Source organism: Pseudonocardia halophobica, assembly GCF_050948485.1.
Taxonomy (GTDB): Bacteria; Actinomycetota; Actinomycetes; order Mycobacteriales; family Pseudonocardiaceae; genus Pseudonocardia; species Pseudonocardia halophobica.
Genome location: NZ_CP192046.1, coordinates 1,935,727 through 1,959,789 on the forward strand (window position 1 = coordinate 1,935,727; position 24,063 = coordinate 1,959,789).

General features: G+C 74.4%; 22 protein-coding genes and 1 pseudogene. 12 read left to right on the forward strand and 11 right to left on the reverse strand.

What is annotated here, in order from left to right; translation table 11 throughout:
- Positions 1 to 14: 14 nt before the first annotated feature.
- The 3 genes from benC to benA are packed head-to-tail and all read right to left on the reverse strand — an operon-like array spanning position 15 to position 4,653.
- Complete coding sequence (benC, locus tag ACQP04_RS09320) at positions 15 to 2,765, reverse strand: benzoate 1,2-dioxygenase electron transfer component BenC (protein ID WP_433506655.1); 2,751 nt, start codon at positions 2,763 to 2,765, stop codon at positions 15 to 17.
- 11 nt (positions 2,766 to 2,776) lie between these two features.
- Entirely contained in the window at positions 2,777 to 3,286 is a 510-nt protein-coding gene (benB, locus tag ACQP04_RS09325; RefSeq protein ID WP_433506656.1) for a benzoate 1,2-dioxygenase small subunit, read from the reverse strand.
- Positions 3,283 to 4,653: a benzoate 1,2-dioxygenase large subunit gene (gene benA, locus ACQP04_RS09330; protein ID WP_433506657.1), complete on the reverse strand. Its 1,371-nt coding sequence runs from the start codon at positions 4,651 to 4,653 to the stop codon at positions 3,283 to 3,285. Before benA ends, benB begins: the two co-directional genes overlap by 4 nt.
- A gap of 233 nt (positions 4,654 to 4,886) precedes the next feature.
- On the opposite strand from benA, the gene ACQP04_RS09335 reads away from it, so the two are divergent.
- The 8 genes from ACQP04_RS09335 to ACQP04_RS09370 all read left to right on the forward strand — a co-directional run bounded on the left by ACQP04_RS09335 (position 4,887) and on the right by ACQP04_RS09370 (position 12,130).
- Positions 4,887 to 5,864, forward strand: coding sequence for a LysR substrate-binding domain-containing protein (locus ACQP04_RS09335; RefSeq protein WP_433506658.1), 978 nt, complete (start codon positions 4,887 to 4,889; stop codon positions 5,862 to 5,864).
- A complete protein-coding gene (locus ACQP04_RS09340; RefSeq protein ID WP_433506659.1) occupies positions 5,861 to 6,961 on the forward strand; it encodes a mandelate racemase/muconate lactonizing enzyme family protein in 1,101 nt (366 codons plus the stop codon). The genes ACQP04_RS09335 and ACQP04_RS09340 overlap by 4 nt, the downstream gene beginning before the upstream one ends.
- A gap of 38 nt (positions 6,962 to 6,999) precedes the next feature.
- Positions 7,000 to 7,851 carry a catechol 1,2-dioxygenase gene (gene catA, locus ACQP04_RS09345; RefSeq protein WP_433506660.1) on the forward strand — a complete coding sequence of 284 codons (852 nt, stop codon included), beginning with the start codon at positions 7,000 to 7,002 and terminating at the stop codon, positions 7,849 to 7,851.
- Positions 7,848 to 8,138, forward strand: coding sequence for a muconolactone Delta-isomerase (gene catC, locus ACQP04_RS09350; RefSeq protein ID WP_197040614.1), 291 nt, complete (start codon positions 7,848 to 7,850; stop codon positions 8,136 to 8,138). Before catA ends, catC begins: the two co-directional genes overlap by 4 nt.
- Positions 8,139 to 8,383: 245 nt before the next feature.
- Positions 8,384 to 9,757, forward strand: coding sequence for an MFS transporter (locus ACQP04_RS09355; RefSeq protein WP_433506661.1), 1,374 nt, complete (start codon positions 8,384 to 8,386; stop codon positions 9,755 to 9,757).
- Between the two features lie 88 nt (positions 9,758 to 9,845).
- Positions 9,846 to 10,007, forward strand: coding sequence for a hypothetical protein (locus tag ACQP04_RS09360; protein WP_433506662.1), 162 nt, complete (start codon positions 9,846 to 9,848; stop codon positions 10,005 to 10,007).
- Positions 10,008 to 10,093: 86 nt separating this feature from the next.
- Positions 10,094 to 11,362 carry a benzoate/H(+) symporter BenE family transporter gene (locus tag ACQP04_RS09365; RefSeq protein ID WP_433506663.1) on the forward strand — a complete coding sequence of 423 codons (1,269 nt, stop codon included), beginning with the start codon at positions 10,094 to 10,096 and terminating at the stop codon, positions 11,360 to 11,362.
- Positions 11,363 to 11,596: 234 nt separating this feature from the next.
- The gene (locus tag ACQP04_RS09370; RefSeq protein WP_433506664.1) at positions 11,597 to 12,130 is read left to right on the forward strand and encodes a DUF1097 domain-containing protein; all 534 of its coding nucleotides are present in this window, start codon (positions 11,597 to 11,599) and stop codon (positions 12,128 to 12,130) included.
- A 129-nt stretch (positions 12,131 to 12,259) separates the two neighbouring features.
- Here the strand turns inward: ACQP04_RS09370 and ACQP04_RS09375 are convergent, their stop codons facing one another.
- Together ACQP04_RS09375 and ACQP04_RS09380 are read right to left on the reverse strand one after the other, a co-directional pair.
- Positions 12,260 to 13,210 (reverse strand): NAD(P)-dependent oxidoreductase, encoded by a 951-nt coding sequence (locus tag ACQP04_RS09375; RefSeq protein ID WP_433506665.1) that lies wholly within the window; start codon positions 13,208 to 13,210, stop codon positions 12,260 to 12,262.
- The gene (locus tag ACQP04_RS09380; RefSeq protein WP_433506666.1) at positions 13,207 to 13,683 is read right to left on the reverse strand and encodes an N-acetyltransferase family protein; all 477 of its coding nucleotides are present in this window, start codon (positions 13,681 to 13,683) and stop codon (positions 13,207 to 13,209) included. The genes ACQP04_RS09375 and ACQP04_RS09380 overlap by 4 nt, the downstream gene beginning before the upstream one ends.
- A 145-nt stretch (positions 13,684 to 13,828) precedes the next feature.
- Between ACQP04_RS09380 and ACQP04_RS09385 the strand changes: the two are divergent.
- A pseudogene (locus ACQP04_RS09385) lies at positions 13,829 to 14,002 on the forward strand (helix-turn-helix domain-containing protein); the annotation flags it as partial.
- On the forward strand, positions 13,999 to 15,945 hold the full coding sequence (locus tag ACQP04_RS09390) for a BTAD domain-containing putative transcriptional regulator (protein ID WP_433506667.1): 1,947 nt from the start codon (positions 13,999 to 14,001) through the stop codon (positions 15,943 to 15,945). The pseudogene ACQP04_RS09385 and the gene ACQP04_RS09390, both read left to right, overlap by 4 nt.
- Here the strand turns inward: ACQP04_RS09390 and ACQP04_RS09395 are convergent, their stop codons facing one another.
- Positions 15,946 to 17,091 carry a carboxylate-amine ligase gene (locus tag ACQP04_RS09395; RefSeq protein WP_433506668.1) on the reverse strand — a complete coding sequence of 382 codons (1,146 nt, stop codon included), beginning with the start codon at positions 17,089 to 17,091 and terminating at the stop codon, positions 15,946 to 15,948.
- A 157-nt stretch (positions 17,092 to 17,248) separates the two neighbouring features.
- On the opposite strand from ACQP04_RS09395, the gene ACQP04_RS09400 reads away from it, so the two are divergent.
- Positions 17,249 to 17,965, forward strand: a complete 717-nt coding sequence (locus ACQP04_RS09400) for an AfsR/SARP family transcriptional regulator (protein ID WP_433506669.1) — start codon at positions 17,249 to 17,251, stop codon at positions 17,963 to 17,965.
- A 128-nt stretch (positions 17,966 to 18,093) separates the two neighbouring features.
- Positions 18,094 to 18,252, forward strand: coding sequence for a hypothetical protein (locus tag ACQP04_RS09405; protein WP_433506670.1), 159 nt, complete (start codon positions 18,094 to 18,096; stop codon positions 18,250 to 18,252).
- A 52-nt stretch (positions 18,253 to 18,304) separates the two neighbouring features.
- On the opposite strand, the gene ACQP04_RS09410 is transcribed toward ACQP04_RS09405, so the two are convergent.
- Genes ACQP04_RS09410 through ACQP04_RS09430 form a run of 5 tightly spaced genes read right to left on the reverse strand, consistent with a single transcriptional unit; the run spans position 18,305 to position 24,058 of the window.
- Positions 18,305 to 19,477 (reverse strand): RtcB family protein, encoded by a 1,173-nt coding sequence (locus tag ACQP04_RS09410; RefSeq protein WP_433506671.1) that lies wholly within the window; start codon positions 19,475 to 19,477, stop codon positions 18,305 to 18,307.
- A 42-nt stretch (positions 19,478 to 19,519) separates the two neighbouring features.
- Positions 19,520 to 20,599 (reverse strand): glycerate kinase, encoded by a 1,080-nt coding sequence (locus tag ACQP04_RS09415; protein WP_433506672.1) that lies wholly within the window; start codon positions 20,597 to 20,599, stop codon positions 19,520 to 19,522.
- Entirely contained in the window at positions 20,596 to 22,359 is a 1,764-nt protein-coding gene (gene gcl / locus ACQP04_RS09420; protein WP_433506673.1) for a glyoxylate carboligase, read from the reverse strand. Before gcl ends, ACQP04_RS09415 begins: the two co-directional genes overlap by 4 nt.
- Positions 22,356 to 23,285 carry a 2-hydroxy-3-oxopropionate reductase gene (locus tag ACQP04_RS09425; RefSeq protein WP_433506674.1) on the reverse strand — a complete coding sequence of 310 codons (930 nt, stop codon included), beginning with the start codon at positions 23,283 to 23,285 and terminating at the stop codon, positions 22,356 to 22,358. The genes gcl and ACQP04_RS09425 overlap by 4 nt, the downstream gene beginning before the upstream one ends.
- Positions 23,282 to 24,058, reverse strand: a complete 777-nt coding sequence (locus ACQP04_RS09430) for a hydroxypyruvate isomerase family protein (protein ID WP_433506675.1) — start codon at positions 24,056 to 24,058, stop codon at positions 23,282 to 23,284. The genes ACQP04_RS09425 and ACQP04_RS09430 overlap by 4 nt, the downstream gene beginning before the upstream one ends.
- Positions 24,059 to 24,063: the final 5 nt, after the last annotated feature.

Consider the following 24,063-nt stretch of genomic DNA (forward strand, 5'->3'; position numbering starts at 1 on the left):
CCGTAGAAGGCGGCTCACCCCAGGTCGCCGCCGGCGACCGGCAGCACGGACCCGGTGATGTACGACGCCTCGTCCGACGCCAGGAACAGGATGGCCGCGGCCTGCTCGTCGAGCGTGCCGTACCGGCCCAGGAACGACGACCCGAGCGTCTGGTCGATGTGCGCCCGGAACCAGGCCTTCTCCTGCTCCGACCGGGCCTCCGGGGTGCCCCGGGAGATCCGGCGCGGCGGCGCCTCCGTGCCGCCCGGCGCGGTCGCGACGACCCGGACGCCCCTGTCGGCGTACTCGAACGCGAGTGACGCCGTGAGCGCGTTGATGCCGCCCTTGGCCGCCGAGTAGGGGATCCGGTGGACGCCCCGGGTGGCGGCCGACGAGACGTTGACGATCACCCCGCTGCGACGCTGCACCATCGCCGGCAGCACCGCCCGGCAGCAGTACAGCGTCGGCATCAGCGAGCGGGTGATCTCGGCGTCGATCTCGGCAGGGCCGAACTCCGTGAAGGGCTTGAAGTTGATCGCCCCGCCCACGTTGTTGACCAGCACGTCCACATGGCCTTGCCAGGTGACCGCCTCGCGGATCGCCGCCTCGGCACCCGCGTACCCCTCGAGGTCCGCCTCGATCGCCAGGGCCTTCGCGCCGTCGGCGAGCAGGCCCTCGGCGACCTCGTGCACCAGCGGGGACCGGTCGAGCAGCACCAGCTGCCCGCCCTCGGCCGCGGCGCGCTCGGCGACCGCCCGGCCGATGCCCTGCGCGGCCCCGGTGACCACGACGACCTTGCGGTCGAAGCGGCCCGGCGTCACGAACCGGGGACGACGGGCGGCGGCGTTGTCCGACATGGCTCGCCGCGTCGTCTCCTTGGACCGGTCGGCGTGCTCGCCGATCAGCCGGCGGGCGCGCTCGCGGTCCCCGGCCTCGATGGCGTCGACGATGTCGAGGTGGTCCTGGGTGCAGCGCGGGTGGCACCAGGTGGCGGTGCGCAGCGACTGCTCCATGTGCCCCTTGACCCCGAGCGCGGTGTAGGCCTGGGAGAGGTGCTCGTTGCCGGTGAGCGTGAACAGGTAGTCGTGGAAGGCGGCGTTGGCCTCGGTGTAGCCGGCGGCGTCGACGAAGCGGTCGTCCTCGACGTACGGGAGCGTGGCCTCGGCCAGCACCCGGTACCCGGTGACCTGCTGCGAGGTCAGCCGCCCGACGACGAGCTCGAGCGCGCCGAGCTCCAGGGCGCGGCGGGCGTCGAAGATCGCGTCGGACTCGTGGACCGAGGGGTGCTCCTCGCCGATCTCGTACCCGTCCTCGCCGACCGCAGCGGGCGGGAGGGACGCACGAACCGGGGCGGACTCGTGGAGCGGCACGAGGTCCGCGGCCGGGAAGATCTCCTGCCCGGTCATCCCGCGGTCCCCGGCGACGACGAGCGCCTCCTCGGCGTCGAGCGGGCCGCCGTCGCCCGCGGGCAGCCCGCTCGGGAACAGCACCTGCCCGCAGATCCCGCGGGCGTGGTCGGCCGACACCTCCGGGCTCGCGACGAGCGGTTCGAGCTCGAGCGCCGGAACCAGCTCCTGCCCGACGACGCCGCGGCCCTCGCTGCCGAGCACGATCATCCCGTCGCCGTCCTCGGCCGGGGTGGGGACGGCGACCGTGGCCTGCTCCGTGCCCTCCTCGGTCACCTCGCCGGTCCCGGTGTCCTCGGCCGGGTGTTCGGCAGCGGCCTCGGGGACGCGCTCCTCGGTGTCCTTCGCCGCCGCGGCCAGGGCGAACTTCTCGTAGTAGAACCCGCCGGGCGTGATGCCCTGGTTCGAGAAGTGGCCCCGCACCGCGTCGACCATCGCCGGCGGCCCGCACAGGTAGACGGCGGTGGCGCCGTCCTGCAGGTGCTCCGGCTCGATCAGCGCGGTGACGTAGCCCTGGTTCTTCGCCGTGGTGTTCTTGTCCGCGACGCAGTAGTCCCAGGTCAGGTTCGGGATCGACGAGGCGAGCGCCTCGATCGTGTCCACCTCGACGACGTCGTCGTCGGTGGTGGCGCCGTAGAGCAGGTGCATGGGCCGCTCGCTGCCGAGGGCGTCGAGCGTGCGCAGGATGGACAGGATCGGCGCGAGCCCGGTCCCGCCGGCGAGCAGCAGCAGCGGCGCATCGGACCCGCTGCCGCACGAGGTGTCCCGGAGGAAGAAGCTGCCGTGCGGGCCGGTGAAGGAGATGTCGTCGCCGACCTGCGCCCGCTCGTCCAGGTAGGTCGACATGACCCCGCCGTCGGTGAGCTTGACCAGGAAGGTCAGCGCGTCCTCGTCCGGGCCGTTGCTGAACGAGTACGAGCGCGACTCGTCCGTGCCCGGCACGGCGATGTTCACGTACTGCCCGGGCAGGAAGGCGAGCTTGTCCCGGTCGGTGATCTCGATGGTCACCGCGACGGTGGTCGGCGAGAGCCGGTCCAGCGCGGTGACCGTGCCGCGGTGGGTCGCGGCACTGGTCTTCGCGACGGCCGAGGTCGACGCGATCTGCAGGACGAGGTCCGTCCTCGGCCTCATCTGGCAGGTGAGGACATAGCCGTCGGCCTCCTCGTCCGGGGACAGGGCGTCCTCCAGGAAGCTGCCCTTGTCGAACTCGCCGGACTCGCAGACCGCCTTGCAGGTGCCGCAGACCCCGTCGCGACAGTCCATCGGGATGTTGATGCGGGCCCGGTAGGAGGCGTCGGTGACGGTCTGGTCCTCCGCGCAGGTGATGAAGCGGGTGACGCCGTCCTCGAAGGAGAGTGCCACGCTGTGTGCGGTGGTCATGGCGCCTCCGTTCAGAAGTGGTAGACGTCGACGACGTGGTGGATGTAGTCGTTCTTCAGCACCACGGTCTTGCGGCGGATCAGCGGCGCCTCGCCGGAGAAGTCGATCGTGTAGAACGACGTGCCGTAGTACGGGTCCACGGTCTTGTACCGGAAGTACATGGTGTGCCAGTTGAAGCGCACGTCCACCAGGTCGCCGCGGCGCTCGATCACCTCGACGTTGCTGATGTTGTGGCTGGTCCGCGGCTCGGGCAGCGAGGTGGCGCTGGAGCGCTCGGTGCGGATCCGGAAGACCCGGTCCTCGAGGCCGCCCTTGTTGTCGTAGTAGACGAGCGAGATGTCGCGCTGCGGGTCCTCGGTGAGCTTGTCGTCGTCGCCCCAGGAGGGCATCCAGTAGACGACGTCGTCGGCGTAGCACTCGAGCCACTTCTCGAACTCGCGGTCGTCGAGGTAGCGCGCCTCGCGGTAGAGGAACTGCTCGATCACGTTCTGGGTGATGGTGCGCGGTTCGGTGGTGGTCATGCCTGCGCCTCCTCCTGCTCGAGGGCGGCGAGCATGGTCTGCCGCCAGTAGCCGTGCTGGACGGGGTAGAGGCCCTCGTCCTCGTTGCGCATGCCCGCGGAGATCACGCCGTCCATGCCGAGGGACATCGCGACCTCGTCCGGGCCGGTGAGCCAGTGCTCCGCGCCGCGGCTCATGTCGTTCCACGGGGCGGCGGTGGCGCGGAAGGTGAGCTGGCAGGAGCGGAACTCCTCCAGGTCGTCGGGGGTGGCCATGCCGGAGGCGTTGAAGAAGTCCTCGTACTGGCGGATCCGGTGCGCGCGGGCCTCGGCGCTCTCGCCCTTGGGCGCGATGCACCAGATCGTGACCTCGGTCTTGTCCGGCGCGATCGGCCGGAAGTGCCGGATCTGCGTGGAGAACTGGTCCATCAGGTAGACGTTCGGGTAGAGGCACAGGTTGCGGCTGCCCTTGACCATGAACTCGCCCTTGGCGTCGCCGAACTGCTCCTTGAGCTCGTCCATGCGGTTCCACAGCGGGCGGTCCTGCGGGTTCGCCGCCCAGGTCCACAGGCAGAGGTGGCCGTGGGGGTAGGACCAGTAGCCGCCGCCGGACTTGCCCCAGCCGCCGGCGTCGAGCGCCTTGGTGGAGTTCTTCGACTCGCCGGTGCCGCGGCGCGAGGTGGTGGCGGCGTAGTTCCAGTGCGTGGCCGAGACGTGGTAGCCGTCGGCGCCGTTCTCCGCCTGGACCTTCCAGTTGCCGTCGAAGGTGTAGGTGGAGCTGCCGCGCAGCACCTCCAGGCCCTCGGGGGACTGGTCGACGAGCATGTCGATCACCTTCACGGTGTCGCCCAGGTGCTCGTCGAGCGGCACGACGTCCGCGTTCAGGCTGCCGAACAGGAAGCCGCGGTAGGAGTCGAAGCGGGCGACGCGGGTGAGGTCGTGCGAGCCGTCGACGTCGAAGGTGTCCGGGTAGCCGGCGCCGTCCGGGTCCTTGACCTTGAGGAGCTTGCCGTCGTTGCGGAAGGTCCAGCCGTGGAACGGGCAGGTCAGGGTCATCCGATTGTCGGTCTTGCGGCGGCAGAGCATCGCGCCGCGGTGCGCGCAGGCGTTGATCAGGCAGTGCAGCTCGCCGTCCTTGCCGCGGGTGATGACCACGGGCTGGCGGCCGATGTAGGTCGTGAAGTAGTCGCCGGGGTTCGGGACCTGGCTCTCGTGGGCCAGGTAGACCCAGTTGCCTTCGAAGATGTGCCGCATCTCCAGCTCGAAGATCTCCTCGTCGGTGAAGATGCGGCGGTTGGCGCGGTAGACCCCGGCGGCGGGGTCTTCGACGACGCTGCTGTCGACGACCGTGCGCACCCGGGAGTGGGACACGTCGGCGGTGGCGGTCATGGGAGGGCCTCCCGGTCGAGTCGGCGGTGAGTCGAGTTCGGAACCGGCACCGACTCTCTCCGGGAGGCCGATCGCTTCGCGTCAGCACTCTGCCTAGTTCTGACCCAGCACTTTTTCAGACTTCGGATGTCTCAATGAAGCTGTACTAGGTCTTTGTGTGTGCTGGTCGCCGGTCCTACCGTGGAGACCCGACACCGGAGAGCCCGGTGGCCACCCGACGGAGGGAGAGCGGCGTGGAGATCCGCCAGCTGCGCTACTTCGTCACGGTCGCCGAGACCCGGCACTTCGGCCAGGCGGCCGAGCGCCTGCACATGGCGCAGTCGCCGCTCTCGCAGGCCATCCGCCAGCTCGAGGCCCAGGTCGGCGCCACCCTGTTCAACCGCACGACCCGGCGCGTCGACCTCACCCCGGCGGGCGAGGCCTTCCTGCGCGACGCCGTGCGGATCCTCGACTCGGTCGAGGCGGCCCGCGAGCGCGTGCAACGCATCGGCGACGGGCACAGCGGCCTGCTCCGGGTCGGGTGCACCGGCCTCGCGGCCTACAAGCAGCTGCCGCAGCTGGCCCGCATCGCCGCCCGCGAGCTGCCCGGCCTGATCCTGCGCTACGTCCCCGACCTGCTCACGCCCGCGCAGGAGGAGGCGCTCGCGGAGGACCGCATCGACCTCGCCGTGCTGCGCCCGCCGCTGCGCCGCCCCGGCCTGGCGTCCCGGCCCGTCGCCCGGGAGCGGCTGACGCTCGCGGTGCCGGCCCGGCACCGGCTGGCCGGCGACGAGCCCGTCGGGCTGCACGAGCTGCGCGACGAGGACTTCGTCGTCTACGGCGCCCGGGACTCGGTCGTCGACGCCGCCGTGACGCAGGCCTGCCTCGGTGCCGGCTTCCTGCCGCGGCGCACCCACGAGGTCGCCGAGACCTCGGTCATGCTCACCCTCGTGGCCGCCGGGCTCGGCGTCGCGCTGCTGCCCGAGTCCGCGCTCGCCCTGCGCGTCGACGGCGTGCGGTACGTGCCGATCGCCCCCGGCGGCCCCGGCACCGACGGCGCTGCGTCCGAAGCGCCCCACGTCGACCTCGCGCTCGCCTGGCGGGCGGACGAGGTGAACCCCGCCCTCGCGCGGTTGGTGGAGGTCCTGGAGGCCAACGGCTTCGTGCCGCCCGAGCCCCCGGCCGTCCCGTACCCCGACCGCGTCCCCGCCCACCCCGGAGAGGCCCGATGAAGATCGCGCACATCGAGGCGATCCCCTTCGCGATCCCGTACCGCAAACCGCTGCGCTTCGCCTCCGGCGAGGTGCACACCGCCGAGCACGTGCTGGTCCGCGTGCACACCGACGACGGCGTCGTCGGCGTGGCGGAGGCGCCCCCGCGCCCGTTCACCTACGGGGAGACGCAGCAGTCGATCGTCGCCGTGATCGACCGGATCTTCGCCCCGGAGGTCGTGGGGCTCTCGCTGCTCGAGCGCGAGGTCATGCACGCGCGGCTGGAGCGCACCGTCGGCAACCCCGCCGCCAAGGCCGCCCTGGACATGGCGGTGTGGGACGCGCTGGGCCGGACCCTCGACCTGCCGGTGACCCAGATGCTGGGCGGGTTCACCGACCGGATGCGGGTGTCGCACATGGTCGGCTTCGCCTCCGACGAGGCGATGGTCGCCGACGCCGAACGCGTCCGGGACACCTACGGGATCACGACGTTCAAGGTGAAGGTGGGCCGCCGGCCCGTCTCCCTCGACGTCGGCGCCTGCCGGGCGCTGCGCGCGGCCCTCGGCCCGGACGTGGAGCTCTACGTCGACGGCAACCGCGGCTGGACGCCGTCGGAGGCCGCCCGCGCGCTGCGCGCCATGGACGACCTGGACCTCACGCTGTCCGAGGAGCTCTGCCCCGCCGACGACGTGATGGGCCGGCGTTGGCTCACCGCGCAGACCACCATCCCCACCGTGGCCGACGAGAGCGCCACGACCCCCGGCGAGGTCACCCGCGAGCTGCTCGGCGGCTCCGCGACGATGATCAGCATCAAGACCGCCCGCACCGGGTTCCACACCTCGCAGCGCATCCTCCACCAGTGCGAGGGGATGGGCGTCGAGGTCGTGATGGGCAACCAGATCGACGGGCAGGTCGGGACCGCGTGCACCGTCGCCTTCGGTGCCGCGCACCGGCACAGCTCCCGGCGCGCCGGCGAGCTGTCGAACTTCCTGGACATGAGCGACGACCTGCTCACCGAGCCGCTGGAGATCCGCGGCGGGGAGCTGGCCGTGCGTCCGGGACCGGGCCTCGGGGTCGAGATCGACCCCGACAAGCTCGCGCACTACCGCACGGACTGATCCTTCCGAACCGCACCGACGCGTCAGGAGACACACCCATGACCACCACCGAGCACAACCCCACGGCCGCCGGGTCGGGGCGCAACGCCACCGCCACGTTCGCCGCCAAGGAGCGCACCTCCGGGCCGGTCGACCACGCCCGCGTGTCGGCGATCGCGACCGACGCCATCGCCGCGCTGCACGAGGTCGTCCGCAAGCACCAGGTGACCTACGCCGAGTACGACGCCCTGAAGGCGTGGCTGATCAGCGTCGGCGAGAACGGCGAGTGGCCGCTGTTCCTCGACGTCTGGGTCGAGCACGTCGTCGAGGAGGTCGCCAACGCCGACCGCAAGGGCGCCGTGGGCACCATCGAGGGCCCGTACTACATCCCCGGTGCGCCGGAGTCCACGAGCGAGGCCACGCTGCCGATGCGCGAGGACGAGGCGGGCACCCCGCTGCTGTTCCAGGGCACGGTGACCGACCTCGACGGGGCGGCGATCGACGGCGCGCTGGTCGAGCTCTGGCACGCCGACGACGCCGGCTACTACTCGCAGTTCGCCCCGGGCATCCCGGAGTGGAACCTGCGCGGGCAGATCCGCACCGGCGCCGACGGGCACTTCGCCTTCCACACCATCCAGCCCGCGCCGTACCAGATCCCGACCGACGGCTCCTGCGGCAAGCTCATCGAGGCCGCCGGCTGGCACCCGTGGCGCCCGGCCCACCTGCACCTCAAGGTGTCGGCCCCGGGCAAGCAGCTCGTCACCACCCAGCTGTACTTCGACGGCGGCGACTACGTCGACGACGACGTCGCCCAGGCCGTGAAGCCGGAGCTGATCCTGCGTCCGACCCCGGCCGCGTCGGGTGAGGGCAACGAGGTCACCTACGACTTCGCCCTGGACCCGCAGGCATGAGCCAGCTCTTCGCCGTCCGCATGGACGTGGCGCTGCCGCCGGACATGGACCCGGCGGCACGCGCCGACCTCCTCGCCCGGGAGAAGGCCTACTCGCAGGAGTGGCAGCGGTCCGGGCACTGGAAGAACATCTGGCGTTGCGTGGGGGAGTACGCCAACCTCTCGATCTTCGAGGTCGAGGACAACGAGCAGCTCCACCAGATCCTCTGGGGCCTGCCGCTCTTCCCCTACATGACGATGACGGTCACGCCGCTCGCCGGCCACCCGTCGGACGTCCACCTCGGCTGACCGTCCGCACACGGTCGATCGGCGGCTCCACGGCGGCCGGCCCCCGGTGACGACTCCCGGGCGCCGGCCCCCGGCCGCCCCTCGGCCTCGCGCCCCGCGCACCTCGCGCACTCGCGCCCCGCGCACCTCGCGCCCCGCGCACTCGCGCCCCGCGCACCTCGCGCCTGCACTCCTGCACGTCAGTACGACACCGGCGTCGACCGGCGCCGGTGCCCCCGCACGCCCTTTCCCCTCGGGAGACAACGATGACCTCGGTCAGGGAGAAGCGGGACGTCCCCCGGGACGTGCTCCGCCGCAGGACCGTCACCTGGATCGTTTCGCTCGCGACCGTCGGCCTCGTCTTCGACGGCTACGACCTCGTCGTCTACGGCGCGGTGCTGCCGCAGTTCCTGCGCGACCCGAGCCAGATCGGTGCCGTCACGCCCGCGACGGGCGGCGCGCTCGGCAGCTACGCGCTGGTCGGCGTCCTGGTCGGTGCGCTGCTGGCCGGCTCGGTCGGCGACATCATCGGCCGCCGCAAGGTCATGCTCAGCGCCTATGCCTGGTTCTCCGTCGGCATGGGCCTGACCGCGGTCACCACGACGACCACCCTGTTCGGCCTGCTCCGGTTCGGCACCGGCATCGGCGTGGGCGCCCTGGTCGCCACCACCGGCGCCCTGGTCGCCGAATTCGCGCCGAAGGGCCGCAAGAACCTCTGCAACGCCATCACCTACTCCGGCGTGCCGCTCGGCAGCCTGCTCGCCGCGCTCCTGGCGATCCTGCTGCTCGAGTCCGTGGGCTGGCGCGGGATGTTCCTGATCGGCGCGCTGCCGCTGGTCACGCTGCTGCCGCTGGCGCTTCTCAAGATGCCGGAGTCGCCCGCCTGGCTGCTCGCCCGCGGGCGGGTCGACGAGGCGCGCGCGGTGGCCGACCGGACCGGCGTGGTGCTCGACGAGAAGCCCGCCGCGACCCCGGACACGCCCGCCGAGCGCGAGCGGGCGGGCTTCGCCGGCCTGCTCAGCCGCTCCTACCTGCTGCCCACGATCCTGCTGGGCCTGCTCAGCGCCGTCGGGCTGCTCCTGGTCTACGCGCTCAACACCTGGCTGCCCGAGCTCATGGGGCGCGCCGGCTACTCCACCAAGGGCTCGCTGGCCTTCCTGCTCGTGCTCAACGGCGGCGCGGTGGTCGGCGCGGTGATCGCCTCGCGGGTCGCCGACCGGGTCGGCCCGAAGCCGGTCGTCGCCGGGTCCTTCCTGCTCGGCGCCGTGGCGATCGCGCTGCTGACCATGAGCTTCCCGGTGGGTCTGCTGCTGGCGTTCATCGCGGTCGTCGGGCTGGGCACCAGCGGTACGCAGATCCTGATCTACGGGTTCGTGGCCACCTACTACCGCACCTCCGTGCGCGGCGCCGGCGTCGCGTGGTGCGCCGGGTTCGGCCGGCTCGGCGGCATCGGCGGCCCGCTGATCGGCGGCCTGCTGATCGCCTCGGGCCTGGCCCTGAACTCGATCTTCTACGTGCTCACCGTGCTGGCCGTCGTCGGCGCGCTGCTCACCGTCGTCGTGCCGAAGACGGCCCGGCCCGCGGCGCCGGCCCCGGCGCCCGCGAACCCCGACGTGCTGCCCGACCCGGCGGTGGGCTGAGCACCGTGCGACCCGAGATCGCGTCGTCCTGGTTCCGCGCCCGGGAGAGCGGGCCGGCACCGGACAGCCGCGTCGACCCCGAGGACGCGTGGCCCCGGTGGACCCGGCCAGCAGGCTGCGCCGGGCCGCCGGGCCCGTCCTCGGCGACCTCGCGGCCGCGTTCGGCGGCGTCAAGGACAGCGGCATCGGCCGCGAGCTCGGGCCGAAGGGCCTGGCTGCGTACCGCTCGCTGAAGTCCGTCTACTGCTGACCCCCTCCGGCGGGGCCGACCACGTACCGTCGCGGTGCCGGCCCCGCCGGGGAGCACGACCCGTACGACCCGCACGGAGGCGCCCCGTGGCCACGCCCGACGTCCAGGCCCCACCGACCGCAGCCGCCCGGCCCCGCGTCGAGCGGCCACCGCGCCCGCTCGCCGGGCCGCGCCGGTTCGTCGCGGACCTGGGGCCGCAGTACGTGGCCAACGGGCTGATCGGGCTGATCTTCGCCGCGACCGGGCCGGTCGCGGTCATCCTCGCGGTGGGTGTGCAGGGCGGGCTCTCGGAGCGCGAGCTGGCCTCGTGGCTGTTCGGGGTGTTCTTCCTCAACGGGATCCTCACCGTGCTCGCGTGCTGGCTCTACCGGCAGCCGCTCGCGTTCTTCTGGACGATCCCCGGCACCGTGCTGGTGGGGCCGGCGCTCGCGCACCTGAGCTTCCCGCAGGTGGTGGGTGCCTACTTCGCGACCGGGCTGCTGATGCTGCTGCTCGGGCTGTCCGGCTGGGTGCGGCGGGCGATGGCCGCCGTGCCGATGCCGATCGTGATGGCGATGGTGGCCGGGGTGTTCCTGAGCTTCGGCACCGGGCTGGTGAGGTCCGTGGCCGGCGACGTCCTCGTCGCCGCGCCGATGGTCGCGGTGTTCCTGCTGCTCAGCACCTGGGGCGCGGCGGGGCGGAAGGTGCCGCCGATCCTCGGGGCGCTCGTCGTCGGCGTCGTCGCGGTGGCGGTGTCGGGCCGTTTCCACCCGCGCGGCGACGCCTCGGGCTGGCTGGCCGCGCCGGTCCTCGTGGCCCCGCAGTGGTCCTGGCAGGCGATGGTCGAGCTCGTCCTGCCGCTCGCGATCACGGTGCTGGTGGTGCAGAACGGCCAGGGCGTGGCCGTGCTGCGGACGGCCGGGCACGAGCCGCCGGTCAACGTCGTGACGATCGCGTGCGGCGCATGGTCGCTGCTGACCGCGGGCGTCGGCGCGGTGTCGACCTGCCTCACCGGGCCCACGAACGCCCTGCTCACCGCCTCCGGCGAGCGGCACCGGCACTACGTCGCCGGGATCTCGTGCGGCCTGCTGGCGATGGTGTTCGGCCTGTTCGCGCCGCTGTTCACCCGGCTCATGCTGGCTGCGCCGCCCGCCTTCGTGGCCACCCTCGGCGGGCTCGCGATGCTGCGCGTGCTGCAGTCCGCGTTCGTCACGGCGTTCGGGTCGCGGTGCACGTTCGGCGCGCTGGTGACGTTCGTCGTGACGGTCTCCGACGTGACCGTGCTGAACATCGGCGGTGCCTTCTGGGGCCTGCTCGCCGGGTTCGGGGTGACGTGGCTGCTCGAGCGCGGGGACCTCCGCGAGACTCGCGGCTGACAGCCGCCGGTAACCGCCGGGAAAACTCTGCGCTACGGCGCCCGCCGCCCGCCTCCCTCGATCCGGTGTGGACATTTCCGGATGGTTGCCACCGGAAAACATGCGGTCACGCGTCGACCGGCTCCATTGCCGCGGCACCGACCCGCGATCACTCTTCACTCGTCCGTTCGGACCGTCGCCCGCCGTCCGGTGGTGTGTCGTCGTGCTCGTCGAGCTGTACGAGGAGATTCCGGTATGAGGCTGCCCGTCGCCCTTGCTCTGGTGATCGGTGTGATCGGTGCGGTGATCACGTACCTGTACGTGGGTCCGCTGGGAGGGCTGGGACTGATGGTCCCGGCGACGTTCATCGGCGCGGCGAGCTACTTCGCCGCCGGTGGGGACAGGGCCGCGCTGACGAGGTCCGTGCCGGCCAACGTGTGGGGCATCGTGTGCGGCACGGTGACCCTGATCCTGCTCGGGCTCGCCACGAGCCCGATCGTGGTCGGGGTGATCGTCGGCGGGCTCACCGCCGTGTTCATCCTGGGGGCGCTGGTGCCGGCGCTGGGGTTCGTGCCCGGCTCGGTGTTCGGCTTCGCCACGACCGTGATGTTCGGCCTGCTCACCGGGGCCTCCGGCACGGACTTCGCGCTGCCGACCGGCCCGTTCACGGTCATGCTGATCTCGTTCCTGGTCGGCGGCGCCTTCGGGTACGTGAGCAGCGTGCTGGCCGGGAAGCTCGTCGCGAAGCCGGCGGCGACCGCCGCGCCGGAGGCCGCGGCCGCGTCCTGATCCCGGGGTGACGGTGGGCCGTCCGACCGCTCGGACCGGACGGCTCCACCGGGCCACCACCTCGACCCGCACCGCGTCGTCGGCACCATGCTTGCCGGCCGGGACCGGCGACGCGCGCGACCGCGGCGATCAGCCGAGCACAGGTTGATCGCCGCGGTCGGCCCCTGTCAATTCAGGGGCCGGGGCCCGCTCGCCGGGCCCGGTCCCCTCTCGTTCGTCCACCGCGTGCAGGACGGCGATCATGTCCTCGCCGCCGAGGCCGCGGTCCGCGGCGGTTCCGAAGAGCTGCAGGCAGGCGTCCATCAGCGGCGCCGGGGAGCCGGCCTCGCGGGCCGACTCACTGACCAGCCGGCAGTTCTTGAGGACGTCGTCGATGGCGGCCTGGGCGGCGAAGTCCCCGGCCAGGAGCTTGCCGAGCTTGACCCGCGAGAGGGGGGAGGCCATCGGCCCGGCGTCGAGCACCTCGGCGAACAGCCGTGGGTCCAGGCCGTGCGCCGCGGCGAGTCGCCAGGCCTCCGCCAGCCCGGTGACCAGCGTGATCAGCACGGTGTTCACGGCGAACTTCATCCGCAGCGCCGAGGGCACCGGACCGCACTCGACGGTGCGGGCGCACAGCGGGGCCAGGAGCGGCCGGGCCCGCGCGACGTCGTCGGGGGCGCCCGCGAGCATCCCGACGAGGGTGCCCTCCTCGGCCGGGGTGCGGGAGCCCGAGACCGGGGCCTCGACGTACCGCCCGCCGGCGGCCCGGACGTCGACCTCCAGCCCCTCGGACCAGGATGCGGACACCGTTCCGGTGTGGACGATCGTGCGGCCCGCGACGAGCCGGGCGAACGCGGGCGTGCCCCGTTCCAGGACCGCGTCGACGGCGGCCTCGTCGGCCAGCATCACCAGGACGACCTCCGCGCCGGCGAGGACCTCGGCGGGGGTCGCGGCCAGGCGCGCACCCGCGGCCACCACGGGTTCCGCGCGGGCGGCCGTCCGGTTCCACACGACGAGCTCGTGCCCGGCCCGGGCGAGCCGCACCGCCATCGGCCGGCCCATGCCCCCGAGGCCGAGGAAACCCAGCCGGGTGGTGCTCACCGGGCCTCCCGCGGCGGGAGGACGTACTCCACGCAGTCCGGCAGGAGGTGCCGGTGCGCGGCGGCCGGGCGGAGGAGCCCGTGGGCCGCGCGGTTGCCGTGGCCCACGTACGCGTGCAGCGTCCAGCCCTGCCACCGGGGCGCCCGCAGCACGGACGCGAGCAGTGCCGCACCGACTCCCCGCCCCTGGTGCGCGTCGGCCACCAACGCGCACAGCTCGGCCCGCCGCTCCCCGTCCGGGTGCACGCCGACCACCCCGACGGGCTGCGGGGCGAAGGCCGCCAGCGTGGTGCCGTGGTCCAGGGTCCGACCGAGCCGGGCCAGCACCTCCGCCCGCGGCGGCGGGACGGCGACGAGGAAGCGTGCGGCCAGGGACGCGGCGCTGCAGGCGTCGACGACCGCGACGACGTCCAGGCAGGTGGCCTCGGCGATCCGGTGGACGGGCGGGGCGACCTCCGTCAGCAGCACGGGCATGGCGGGAACTCCGTTCGGACGGGAGGAACCGACCCGGCCATGTCAGGGCCGCGACCCCGGACCCGGCAACGGTCACCCGCGCCGTCGTCAGGCGGGCGTCAGGCTGACGTGGCGCTGACGTCCGCGGGCACCGCCCCTTGCCGCGGCGGTCCGGCCGATCTACCTGTGGCTCATGGACCTGTCGGCGCGGGAGCGCGAGCCGTGGCGGGTGATCGAGGCGGTGCAGCTGTGGCAGGCTGCGACCGTGCTGTGCGAGTACCGGGGGGACGGGCACGCGGCGGCGCTCATGGGGGTCCCGGCGCCGGCGGCCGTCCGGTGACCCCGCGGTTCCTCGTCCTCGGCCCGCTCGCGGTGCGCGACGGGGAGGGCCGCGCGGTCACGCTCACCGGGCGCCGCGACCGGGCGATCCTGGCCGCCCTGCTGGCCCGGCGGAACCGCACGGTGGCAGTGGAGGTGCTCGCCGAGGCCGGGTGGGGAGCCGGGGGCGGGTGGACCCCGAATGCCCTACAGGCCCGGATCTCGCACCTGCGCCGACTCGTCGGACCGGACCGGATCGTGCGCGAGGGCGGGCACTACCTGCTCCGGACCGGCCCGGGGGAGGGCGACGACGACCTGCTCCGGGAGGCCGTCGACCGGGCGCGGAGCCTGCTCGCCGGCGCCGCGCCGAAGGAGGCGGCGGCCGCACTGGAGGAAGGGCTCGCCCTCGTCCGCGGCGCACCGTACGAGGGCACCGCCGGCTTCGCGGTGGTCGCCCCGGCCGCCGCCCGCCTGGCGGACCTGCTGGTCACGGTCCGCGAGCTGCACGCCCGTGCGGTCCTCGACGCGGGCGACGCGCCCGGGGCCGCCGACCTCGCCGCGGCCCTGGTCGCCGAGGACCCGCTGCGCCAGCACGCCCGCGCGGTCCTGGTCGAGGCGCTCGACCGGGACGGCCGCCGGGCGGAGGCCCTGGCCAGCTACGAGCAGGCCCGCCGGGTCCTGGCCGAGGCCGCCGGGCTGGAGCCCTCGCCCGAGCTGCGGGCGGTGCAGGCACGGATCCTGGCCGACGAGCGGTCGTCGACCCGGCCGGAGGCGGCGGGGCCGGGGGTGCTGCAGCCGCCGGACATGATCCGCTGGCTGGCCCGGCACGGGCACCGGCAGGCCGCGCTCGACCTCGCGGTGCGCTGCGCCTGGGGCTGGTGGCTCGCCGGCGACCGGGGCCGCGGCCGCCGGCTGCTGCTCGACCTCCTCGACGACCGCCCCGGCTCGCTGACCGCCCGGCTGTGGGCCGCGGCGCTCGCCGCGCACGACCGGGACGAGCCCGCCGCGCTCGCCGAGGTCCGCACCCTGCTCGACGCGCACGCCGCCGCCGGGGGACGGGTGGAGAGCTCGGTCGACGGGCTCGCCGTGCTCGTCCTGGCCGACCGGCACGCCGAGCGCGGCGAGCCCGACCGGGCCACCGCCCTGCTCGACGCCGCCCGGCCCGCGGTGGAGGCGGTCGACGACCCGTGGGGCACCGCGCTCGACGACCTGGTGCACGCCCGGGTCCGGCTGGCGGCCGGGCGCCCCGACGAGGCCCAGGCCCGGGCGGCGGCGGCCCTCGCGGTCTTCGAGTCGTTGCCCGATGCGGCCGGGCGGATGCGCGCCCTGGAGGTGCTCGGCTACCTCGACGAGGTGGCGGGCGACCTCACCGGGGCCGCCCGCCGCTACGGGGACGCGCTGCTCCTGGCCGTGCAGGGCGGCTGGCCGCACGCCCAGTGCCACCTCTCGGTGCGCCTCGGCAGCGTCACCGACCTGCTCGGCGACCACGCCGGCGGGAGGCAGCGACTGGCCGAGGCGACGGCGCTCGCCCGCCGGGTCGCGTCGCCCTCGCTGTTGGCCTGGGCGGGCAACACCCTCGCGCTCGCCGACGCCCGGGCCGGCGACCGGGCCGCGGCGGAGCGGGGACACCGGCAGGCCCTGGGCTGGTACCGGTACGCGGGCTCGGTCGCGGGGATCGCGATGACGGCGGCCGCACTGGCCCGCGTCTCGACGCCCGCCCGGGCCGCGGCCCTGCTCGACCAGGCCGAACGCGCCGCCGTCGCGACGCGGGACCCGCGGGCGGTCGCCTACGTCGTGGAGGGGCGGGCGCTCACCGCCCGCACGGACGAGCGCGCCCGGCACTTCGTCGCGCTGGCCCGCCGGCTGCGCACCGAGGCGGGCCGGCCGCGCGTGCCCGGCGAGCAGCCGGACCTGGACCGCCTGGAGGAACGCCTCCGGGACCGCCCCGGACCGGCCGACCGGTAGTCAGCCCGCGGCCGCGCTGGGCGGCCCGTCCGGCAGGGCGTCGAGCACGACCGCCCGCAGGTCGCCGGTCGAGCGGAAGACCGCGCGCTGCCGCTCGGCGCCCGTACCGCGGCGCAGGACGGCGTCGAGGAGGTCGGCGACGAGCGGGAGGTCGCCCGCGTCGTCGAGGGCCCCCCGGACGTGGGCGACGAGCCGGTCGAGCACCGTCCGCGCCGGGGCCGGCTTCCAGGTCAGGGGATCGACCAGGTCCGCGGCGACGCCGGACCGCGCCGCCCGCCAGGACGCGAGCCGGAGCACCTCTGTGCGGACCGGATCGGGGTCGGTCCCGGCACGCCACTCGCGGACCGCGGTCTCGACGAGGGCCCGGGCGAGCGCCGCGACAAGCACGGCGTCGTCGGGCTCGCGGCAGACGTCCGCCACGCGGATCTCGACCGTGGGGTGGTGGGCCGAGACGCGGGCGTCGAAGTAGAGCATGGCCGGGTCGAGCAGGGTGCCGGTGCCGAGCATGGTGTCGGCGAGGGCCCGGTACCCGGCCGCCGAGCCGAAGGGAGCGTACGGGCCCGCCGAGGGCCAGCGGGCCCAGACCTGCGCCCGGTAACCCGCGTAGCCGGTGTCGGCCCCGGCCCAGAAGGGCGAGTTCACCGACAGCGCCAGCAACGGCGCCAGCCAGGGCCGGACCCGGTCGAGCGCGGCGACCGCCTCCTCGTCGTCGGCGACGCCCACGTGCACGTGGCAGCCGCAGGTCAGCTGCTCGCGGCCGATGAGGCCGAAGCGCTCGACCATCCGCCGGTACCGCTCGTTCGGCGACGTCGTGGGCTCGACGTCGAGGGGATAGGTGGCCAACGGCACCACACCGACCCCGATCGCCTCGGCCGCCGACTGCGCGGCGACGCGCGTGCGGCGGATCTCGTCCGCGAGGTGGCCGAGGTCGCGGCAGGGGTCGGTGCCGGTCTCGAGCTGCTCGCGTTGCAGCTCGGCACAGAGGGTGTCGGCCTCGGGCCCGGCCGACCGCAGGATGCTGGTCGCGACCGCGCGGGCCCGCCCGGTCACCGGGTCGACGAGCAGGAACTCCTCCTCGACACCGACCGTGCGGGGTTCGGTCCGCGCGGTCCCGGTCGCGCTGCGGGCCTCCGTCGGGTGCGCCATCCGTCCGCCCTCCGTCGTCTCGGCGACGCGGGCCCTCCCGAACCGGCGCCGCACCGGTGCAACGGCTGGTCCCTCAACCGTTCTCGGCGTACCCACACCGGCTGCGCGGCAATCCGGACCGCTGACAGCGCGTCGCCGGGATGCCAGGCTCGGCGGCGTGGTCCGGATCCAGCTGCACGGCCGGTTCGTGGTGCTCGTCGAGGGGCGGCCGGTGGAGCAGCTGCTTCCCGGGCGACGCGGGCGGGCCCTGGTGGCCTACCTCGCGTGCCGGCGCCGCGCGGTGGACCGGTGCGTGCTGGCGGACGCGCTCTGCGCGCCGGGTACGGGCCTGACGGCGCTGCTGTCGAAGGTGCGCGCCGTGCTCGCCCCGATCGAGATCGTCGGCCGGCAGAGCGTGCAGCTCGTGCTGCCGGAGGGCGGGCTGATCGACTCGGCGGTCGCGGCCGAGGCGGCGCACCGGGCCGACGCGGCGGCCGCCCGCGGCGACTGGCCCGAGGCGTGGACGCACGCGTTGAGCACGCTGTTCGTGACCCAGCGCCCCTTCCTGCCGGACCTGCACGAGCCGTGGGTCGGCGAGCAGCGCGAGGAGGTCGCGCGGCTGCACCGCCGGGCGCTGACCTGCTACGCCGAGGCCTGCCTGGCGCTGGCCACGCCCACCGAGCTCGCCAGCGCCGAGCGCAGCGCCCGCGAGCTGGTCCGCGCCGCCCCGCTCGACGAGAAGGGGCACCGGCTGCTGATGCGGGCGCTCGCGGCGCGCGGTGACCGGGCCGAGGCGCTGCGGGTCTACGAGCGGCTCCGCCGGATGCTGCTCGACGAACTGGGCGTGGGTCCCGGCCCGGAGACCCGGGCGGTGCACGAGGAGATCCTGCGGTAGCAGGCCGTTGGGCCGTCCGGAGCAGTCGCGGCGGCAGGAATTCGGCAAGGTCGCGGTGACGCCGTCGCGGATACTCGTCGGCGGACCCGCCGGGGAGTGCCCCGGCCCTCGACGAGGAGGGAACCGGCATGAAGCAGGTCAGTTGCGAGTGCGGCTACAGCACCCGGTCCGAGAGCGAGGACCAGATCGTCAGCACGGTCCTGCAGCACGTGGCGATCGACCATCCCGACCTCGCGCCGTCGGTCACGCCCGACGTGGTCCGCGGCTGGATCGAGATCGTCCCCTGACGCCCGCACGACGGCACCCGGCCGGCGGGCCGCGGAGGGGGCGGTCCGCCGGTCAGTCACCCTTGACGTTCACGAGCTGGCGCAGGGTGTGGCGGACCTCGACGAGGTCGGCGGCGTCGGCCATCACCACGTCGATGTCCTTGTACGCGGCGGGGATCTCGTCGAGGAACGCGGCGTCCCGGCGGTACTCGATGCCGACCATCGCCGTGTCCATGTCCTCGAGCGTGAACGTCCGCCGGGCCGCGCGGCGGGCGTAGGCGCGGCCGGCGCCGTGCGGGCTGCTCGCGAAGCTCGCCGGGTCGCCCTTGCCGGTCACGACGTAGCTCGCGGTGCCCATCGAGCCGGGGATCAGGCCGGGACGCCCGGCGTCGGCCCGGATCGCGCCCTTGCGGGACAACCAGACGTCCTGCCCGAGGTGGTGCTCGCGGGCGGTGAAGTTGTGGTGGCAGTTGATCCGCTCCCGCTCCTCGACCTCCGCGCCGAGGAACCGGCCGAGCAGTTCGAGGAAGCGGTCCATCATCTCCTCGCGGTTGGCCAGCGCGAAGTGCTGCGCCCACTCCAGGTCGCGGAGGTACGCGTCGAACTCCGGGGTGCCCTCGCCGAGGTGGGCGAGGTCCCGGTCCGGCAGCCGGACACGCTGCTCGCGGCACCGGTCCTGCGCGACCCGGATGTGGTGGCCCGCGATCTTGTTGCCGATCCCGCGCGAGCCGGAGTGCAGGAAGAGCCAGAGCGTGCCGTCCTCGTCGGCGGTGAGCTCGATGAAGTGGTTGCCGCTGCCGAGGCTGCCCAGCTGGAGCTCCCAGCCCACCCGGGTGAGTCCCTCGTAGAAGGGCAGCCGGTCGCCGGCCTCCTCGGCCAGGGCCGCGACGCGCGGGGCCGCGGTGGTGCCGACCGTGCGGTTGTAGTGCCCGGCGCTGAGCGGGATCCGCCTCTCCACCGAGCGTCGCAGGTCACCGAGGGCCCGGCCGCCCAGGTCGTCGCGGGTGAACCGGGTGCGGACGGCGATCATCCCGCAGCCGATGTCCACCCCCACGGCGGCGGGCATGATCGCCCCGACGGTCGGGATGACCGAGCCGACGGTCGCGCCCGCGCCGAGGTGCGCGTCGGGCATGAGGGCCAGGTACGGCTGCACGAACGGCATCGCGGCCGTCCGCTCCGCCTGCGCGAGCGTGGCGGGCTCGAGGATCGAGGCCCAGCTGTAGAGCTTGTCGTTGATCTTCTGCACGGGGGTCCTCCCGTCCGGGGCGTTCCCCGTCCGGGCCGGATCTCACGCGAGCCGGGCCCCGATCCGGCGCAGCAGCGCGCCCGCCTCGGTGAGGCACCTCTCCGGGTCGAGGTCGACGAGGGCGTGCGCCTCGCGGATCCCGGCCGCGGTGAGCTCCGCGGCCGACACCTCGCACCGCCCACATACGGCGACCACGGGCACGCCGGCCGCCCGCGCCGCCGCGGCGACACCCGCGGGTGCCTTGCCGTGCAACGTCTGCGCGTCCAGGGCCCCCTCCCCGGTGACGACGAGTGCGGCGCCGGCGAGGTGCTCGGCGAACCCCACCAGCTCCAGCACGACCTCGATGCCCGGCCGCCGCCGGGCACCGAGCACCGTCAGGGCGGCGAACCCGACGCCGCCGGCCGCACCGGCTCCGGCCGCGTCGCCGTCGTCCCCGACGATCCCGGCCCAGTGGCGCAGCGCCGCCTCCAGCGCGGCGACCTCAGGCGGACCCGCCCCCTTCTGGGGGCCGTAGACCGCGGCGGCGCCCTCCGGGCCGAGGAGCGGGTTGTCGACGTCGCAGGCCAGCACGAGCTCCACCGACCGCAGCCGGGGGTCCAGCGCGGTGAGGTCCAGGCGCGCCGCGTGGGTGAGCGCGGCCCCGCCGTCGGGCACCGGATCGCCCGTGGCGTCGAGGATCCGGGCGCCGAGGGCGGCGAGCAGGCCGGCGCCGCCGTCCGTGCACGCGCTACCGCCGACGCCGAGCACGATCGTGTCGACGCCCGCGTCGAGCGCCGCGGCGACGAGCTCGCCGGTCCCGCGGCTGGTCGCGCCCAGCGGATCCGGCCCGTCCGGCAGCAGGGCGAGCCCCGACGCCGCCGCCAGCTCGACGACCGCGACGCCGTCGCGCACCGCGACCGCGGACTCCACCGGCTTGCCGGTCGGCCCGCACACCGTCACGGGCACCCGGGCGAACCCGGCGGCGAGGGCGGCCTCCAGGGTGCCCTCGCCGCCGTCGGCCACCGGCAGCTCGCGGGCCTCGCGCCCGGCCGCGCGGAGGCCGGCGGCCAGGTGGGCCGCGGCCTCCGCCGCCGTGAGCGTGCCCTTGAACTTGTCCGGCGCGACCAACACGAACCCGCTCACGGGAGCGGGATGGTCGCCGTCGGGGCGTGCTCGCGGGCGGTGGCGAGCTCCTCGAACTCGGTGATCGCGTCGATGTCCTGCCCCATCGCGATGTTCGTGACCCGCTCCAGCACGACCTCGACGACCACCGGCACCCGGTGCAGCCGGGCGAGCTCCTGCGCGCGGGCGAACGCGCCGGGCAGGTCCGCCGGGTCCGTCACGCGGATCGCGTTGCAGCCCAGGCCCTCGGCGACCTTGACGTGGTCGACGCCGTACTTGTCCAGCTCCGGCGAGTGGATGTTGTCGAAGCCGAGCTGCACGCAGTAGTCCATGTCGAACCCGCGCTGCGCCTGCCGGATCAGCCCGAGGTAGGAGTTGTTCACGACGACGTGCACGTACGGCAGGCTGAACTGCGCGCCGACCGCCAGCTCCTCGATCATGAACTGGAAGTCGTAGTCGCCCGAGAGCGCGACCACCGGGGCGTCCGGGTCCGCGACCCGCACCCCGAGCGCCGCCGGCACGGTCCAGCCCAGCGGCCCCGCCTGCCCGCAGTTGATCCAGTGCCGCGGCCGCTGGACGTGCAGGAACTGCGCGCCCGCGATCTGGCTGAGCCCGATCGTGCTGACGTAGCGGGTGTCCGGGCCGAACGCCTTGTTCATCTCCTCGTACACCCGGTGCGGCTTGATCGGGACGTCGTCGAAGTGCGTCCGGCGCTGGAGGGTCCCCTTGCGCTCCACGCACTCCCGCACCCACGCGGCGCGGTCCGGCAGCGCCCGCTCCCGCGCCGCGCCGAGCATCCGGCGGAGGAACGCGCCGGCGTCGGACACGACCCCGTAGTCCGGGGCGAACACCCGCCCGATCTGGGTCGGCTCGACGTCGACGTGCACGAACCGCCGCCCGCGCCGGTAGACCTCCAGCCCGCCGGTGTGCCGGTTCGCCCACCGGTTCCCGATGCCCAGCACCAGGTCGGACGCGAGCAGGGTCGCGTTGCCGTAGCGGTGCGAGGTCTGCAGCCCGGCCATGCCGGCCATCAACGGGTGGTCGTCCGGGATCGCGCCCCAGCCCATCAGCGTGGGGATGACGGGGATGTCGAGCAGCTCGGCCAGCTCGACGAGCTCGGCGCAGGCGTCGGCGTTGACGATGCCGCCGCCGGCCACGATGACCGGCCGCTCCGCCGTCGCGAGCAGGTCGAGGACCTTCTCGGCCTGCGCGCGGGTCGCCTCGGGCCGGTGCACCGGGAGCGGGCTGTAGGTGTCCGGGTCGAACTCGATCTCCGCCTGCTGGACGTCGATGGGCAGGTCCAGCAGGACCGGTCCGGGCCGGCCGGACCGCATGAGGTGGAAGGCCTGCGCGAGGGCGCCGGGCACCTGGGCGGGCTCCCGGACCGTCATCGCCAGCTTCGTGACGGGCGCGGCGATCGCCGCGATGTCGACCGCCTGGAAGTCCTCCTTGTGCAGCTTCGCGACCGGCGCCTGGCCGGTGATCGCCAGGATCGGGATGGAGTCGGCCATCGCCGAGTACAGCCCCGTGATCATGTCGGTGCCCGCGGGTCCGGAGGTGCCCACGCAGACGCCGATGTTGCCGGCCTTCGCGCGCGTGTAGCCCTCGGCCATGTGCGAGGCGCCCTCGACGTGCCGCGCGAGGACGTGGGTGAGCGTCCCGTCCTTGCGCACGGCGTCGTAGAACGGGTTGATCGCCGCCCCGGGCAGGCCGAACAGGTGCGTGACGCCCTCCGCCCGCAGGATCGCGACGGCCGCGTCGACGGCGCGCATCCGGGTCATGACCGCGCCCTCCCGTCCGCCTGGCCCCGGCCGGACAGCTCCTCGACCTGCAGCAGCAGCGCGCTGTGGTCGAGCCCCCCGTGCCCCTGCGCCCGCATCGACCCGACGAGCTGGGCGACGTGCGCGCCCAGCGGGATCGCGACGCCGGCCTCCCGTGCCGAGGCGGTGACGATGCCGAGGTCCTTGTGGTGCAGGTCGATCCGGAAGCCGGGGGCGAAGGTGCGGGCGCGCATGGTGGCGCCCTTCCGGTCGAGCACCGTGCTGCCGGCGAGGCCGCCGCCGAGCACCGCGAGCGCGGACTCGGTGTCCACGCCGTGCGCCTCGAGGAACACGAGCGCCTCGGCGACGAGCTGGATGTTGCCCGCGACGATCAGCTGGTTGGCCGCCTTCACGGTCTGGCCCGCGCCGGAGGGGCCGACGTGGACCACGGTCTTCCCGACGACGTCGAGGAACGGCCGGGCCGCCGCCACGTCGTCGGGCTCCCCGCCGACCATGATCGACAGGATGCCCTCGACCGCGGCGGGCTCGCCGCCGCTGACCGGGGCGTCGACCGCGCGGATGCCGCGCTCGCGCTCGGCGTCGGCGATCCGGCGGGCGACGTCCGGGCGGATGGTGGAGCAGTCGATGTGGAGGGTGCCGGGCTTGGCGTGGGCGAGGATGCCGTCCTCGCCGAAGACCAGGGCCTCGACGTCCGGGCTGTCCGGGACCATGGTGATCACGACGTCGGCCTCGCGGACCGCGTCCGCGGTGTCGGTGGCGGCGCGCCCGCCGCGCTCGACCAGGACGTCGACGGCGAGCCGGGACAGGTTGTGGCCGACGACGTCGTGGCCGGCCCGCACGAGGTGCGCGGCCATCGGGCCGCCCATGATGCCGAGGCCGATGAAGGCGATCGTGGTGTTCTGTGCTGTCTTTTCCGGCGTGCTCATGCGGAGTCCTCCAGCCACGCGAAGTCGGGTCGCGTCGGCACGTATTCGAGTGCGGTGCGGCCGGAGTAGCCGGCCTTCCGCAGGGCGTCGAGCAGGTGGTCGAAGTCCAGCTCGCCGGTGCCGGGCTCGTGGCGGCCCGGGGCGTCGGCGAGCTGGACGTGGGCGATGCGGTCGCCGTACCGCGCGATCACGGCGTCGAGGTCCTCGCCGTTGACCGCGAGGTGGTAGAGGTCGGCGAGCAGGCCCAGGTTGGGCGCGCCGACCCGGTCGAGGACGGCGACGGCCTGCGCGGCGGTGCGGATCGGGTAGCGGTCGGCGCCGCTCAACGGCTCGACGACGACGGTCGCGCCGATCCGCTCCGCCTCCTTCGCGGCGTGCGCGAGGTTCTCGGCGGCGAGCTCGTCCTGGCCGGTCCTCCCGTCGATCCGGTTGCCGTACAGGGCGTTGAAGATGCGGGTGCCGAGCCGCTCGCCCAGCCCGACGGCCACGGCCACGGAGTCGCGGAACTCCGGCTCGCGGCCGGACCAGGAGACGAGCCCGCGGTCGCCGGCGGGCATGTCACCGGCCGCGAAGTTGAGCCCCACGAGCTGCACGCCGGCGTCGGAGATCGCCCGCGCGAAGCGGTCGACCTCGGCGTCCGGGGGCGCGGCGGTGGGGAAGGGCCACCAGAACTCGACGGCGTCGAACCCGGCGTCGGCGGCCGCGCGCGGTCGGTCGAGCAGGGGCAGGTCGGTGAGCACGATCGAGCAGTTCAGGGCATGGCGGAAGGCCACGGGAA

Coding starts and splice junctions, on each gene's coding strand:
- ACQP04_RS09425 (WP_433506674.1), bottom strand. CDS start 23,285: ATGAGCACGCCGGAAAAGACAGCACAGAACACCACGATCGCCTTCATC.
- ACQP04_RS09405 (WP_433506670.1), top strand. CDS start 18,094: ATGAAGCAGGTCAGTTGCGAGTGCGGCTACAGCACCCGGTCCGAGAGC.
- gcl (WP_433506673.1), bottom strand. CDS start 22,359: ATGACCCGGATGCGCGCCGTCGACGCGGCCGTCGCGATCCTGCGGGCG.
- ACQP04_RS09370 (WP_433506664.1), top strand. CDS start 11,597: ATGAGGCTGCCCGTCGCCCTTGCTCTGGTGATCGGTGTGATCGGTGCG.
- catA (WP_433506660.1), top strand. CDS start 7,000: ATGACCACCACCGAGCACAACCCCACGGCCGCCGGGTCGGGGCGCAAC.
- catC (WP_197040614.1), top strand. CDS start 7,848: ATGAGCCAGCTCTTCGCCGTCCGCATGGACGTGGCGCTGCCGCCGGAC.
- benC (WP_433506655.1), bottom strand. CDS start 2,765: ATGACCACCGCACACAGCGTGGCACTCTCCTTCGAGGACGGCGTCACC.
- ACQP04_RS09380 (WP_433506666.1), bottom strand. CDS start 13,683: ATGCCCGTGCTGCTGACGGAGGTCGCCCCGCCCGTCCACCGGATCGCC.
- benA (WP_433506657.1), bottom strand. CDS start 4,653: ATGACCGCCACCGCCGACGTGTCCCACTCCCGGGTGCGCACGGTCGTC.
- ACQP04_RS09395 (WP_433506668.1), bottom strand. CDS start 17,091: ATGGCGCACCCGACGGAGGCCCGCAGCGCGACCGGGACCGCGCGGACC.
- ACQP04_RS09355 (WP_433506661.1), top strand. CDS start 8,384: ATGACCTCGGTCAGGGAGAAGCGGGACGTCCCCCGGGACGTGCTCCGC.
- benB (WP_433506656.1), bottom strand. CDS start 3,286: ATGACCACCACCGAACCGCGCACCATCACCCAGAACGTGATCGAGCAG.
- ACQP04_RS09340 (WP_433506659.1), top strand. CDS start 5,861: ATGAAGATCGCGCACATCGAGGCGATCCCCTTCGCGATCCCGTACCGC.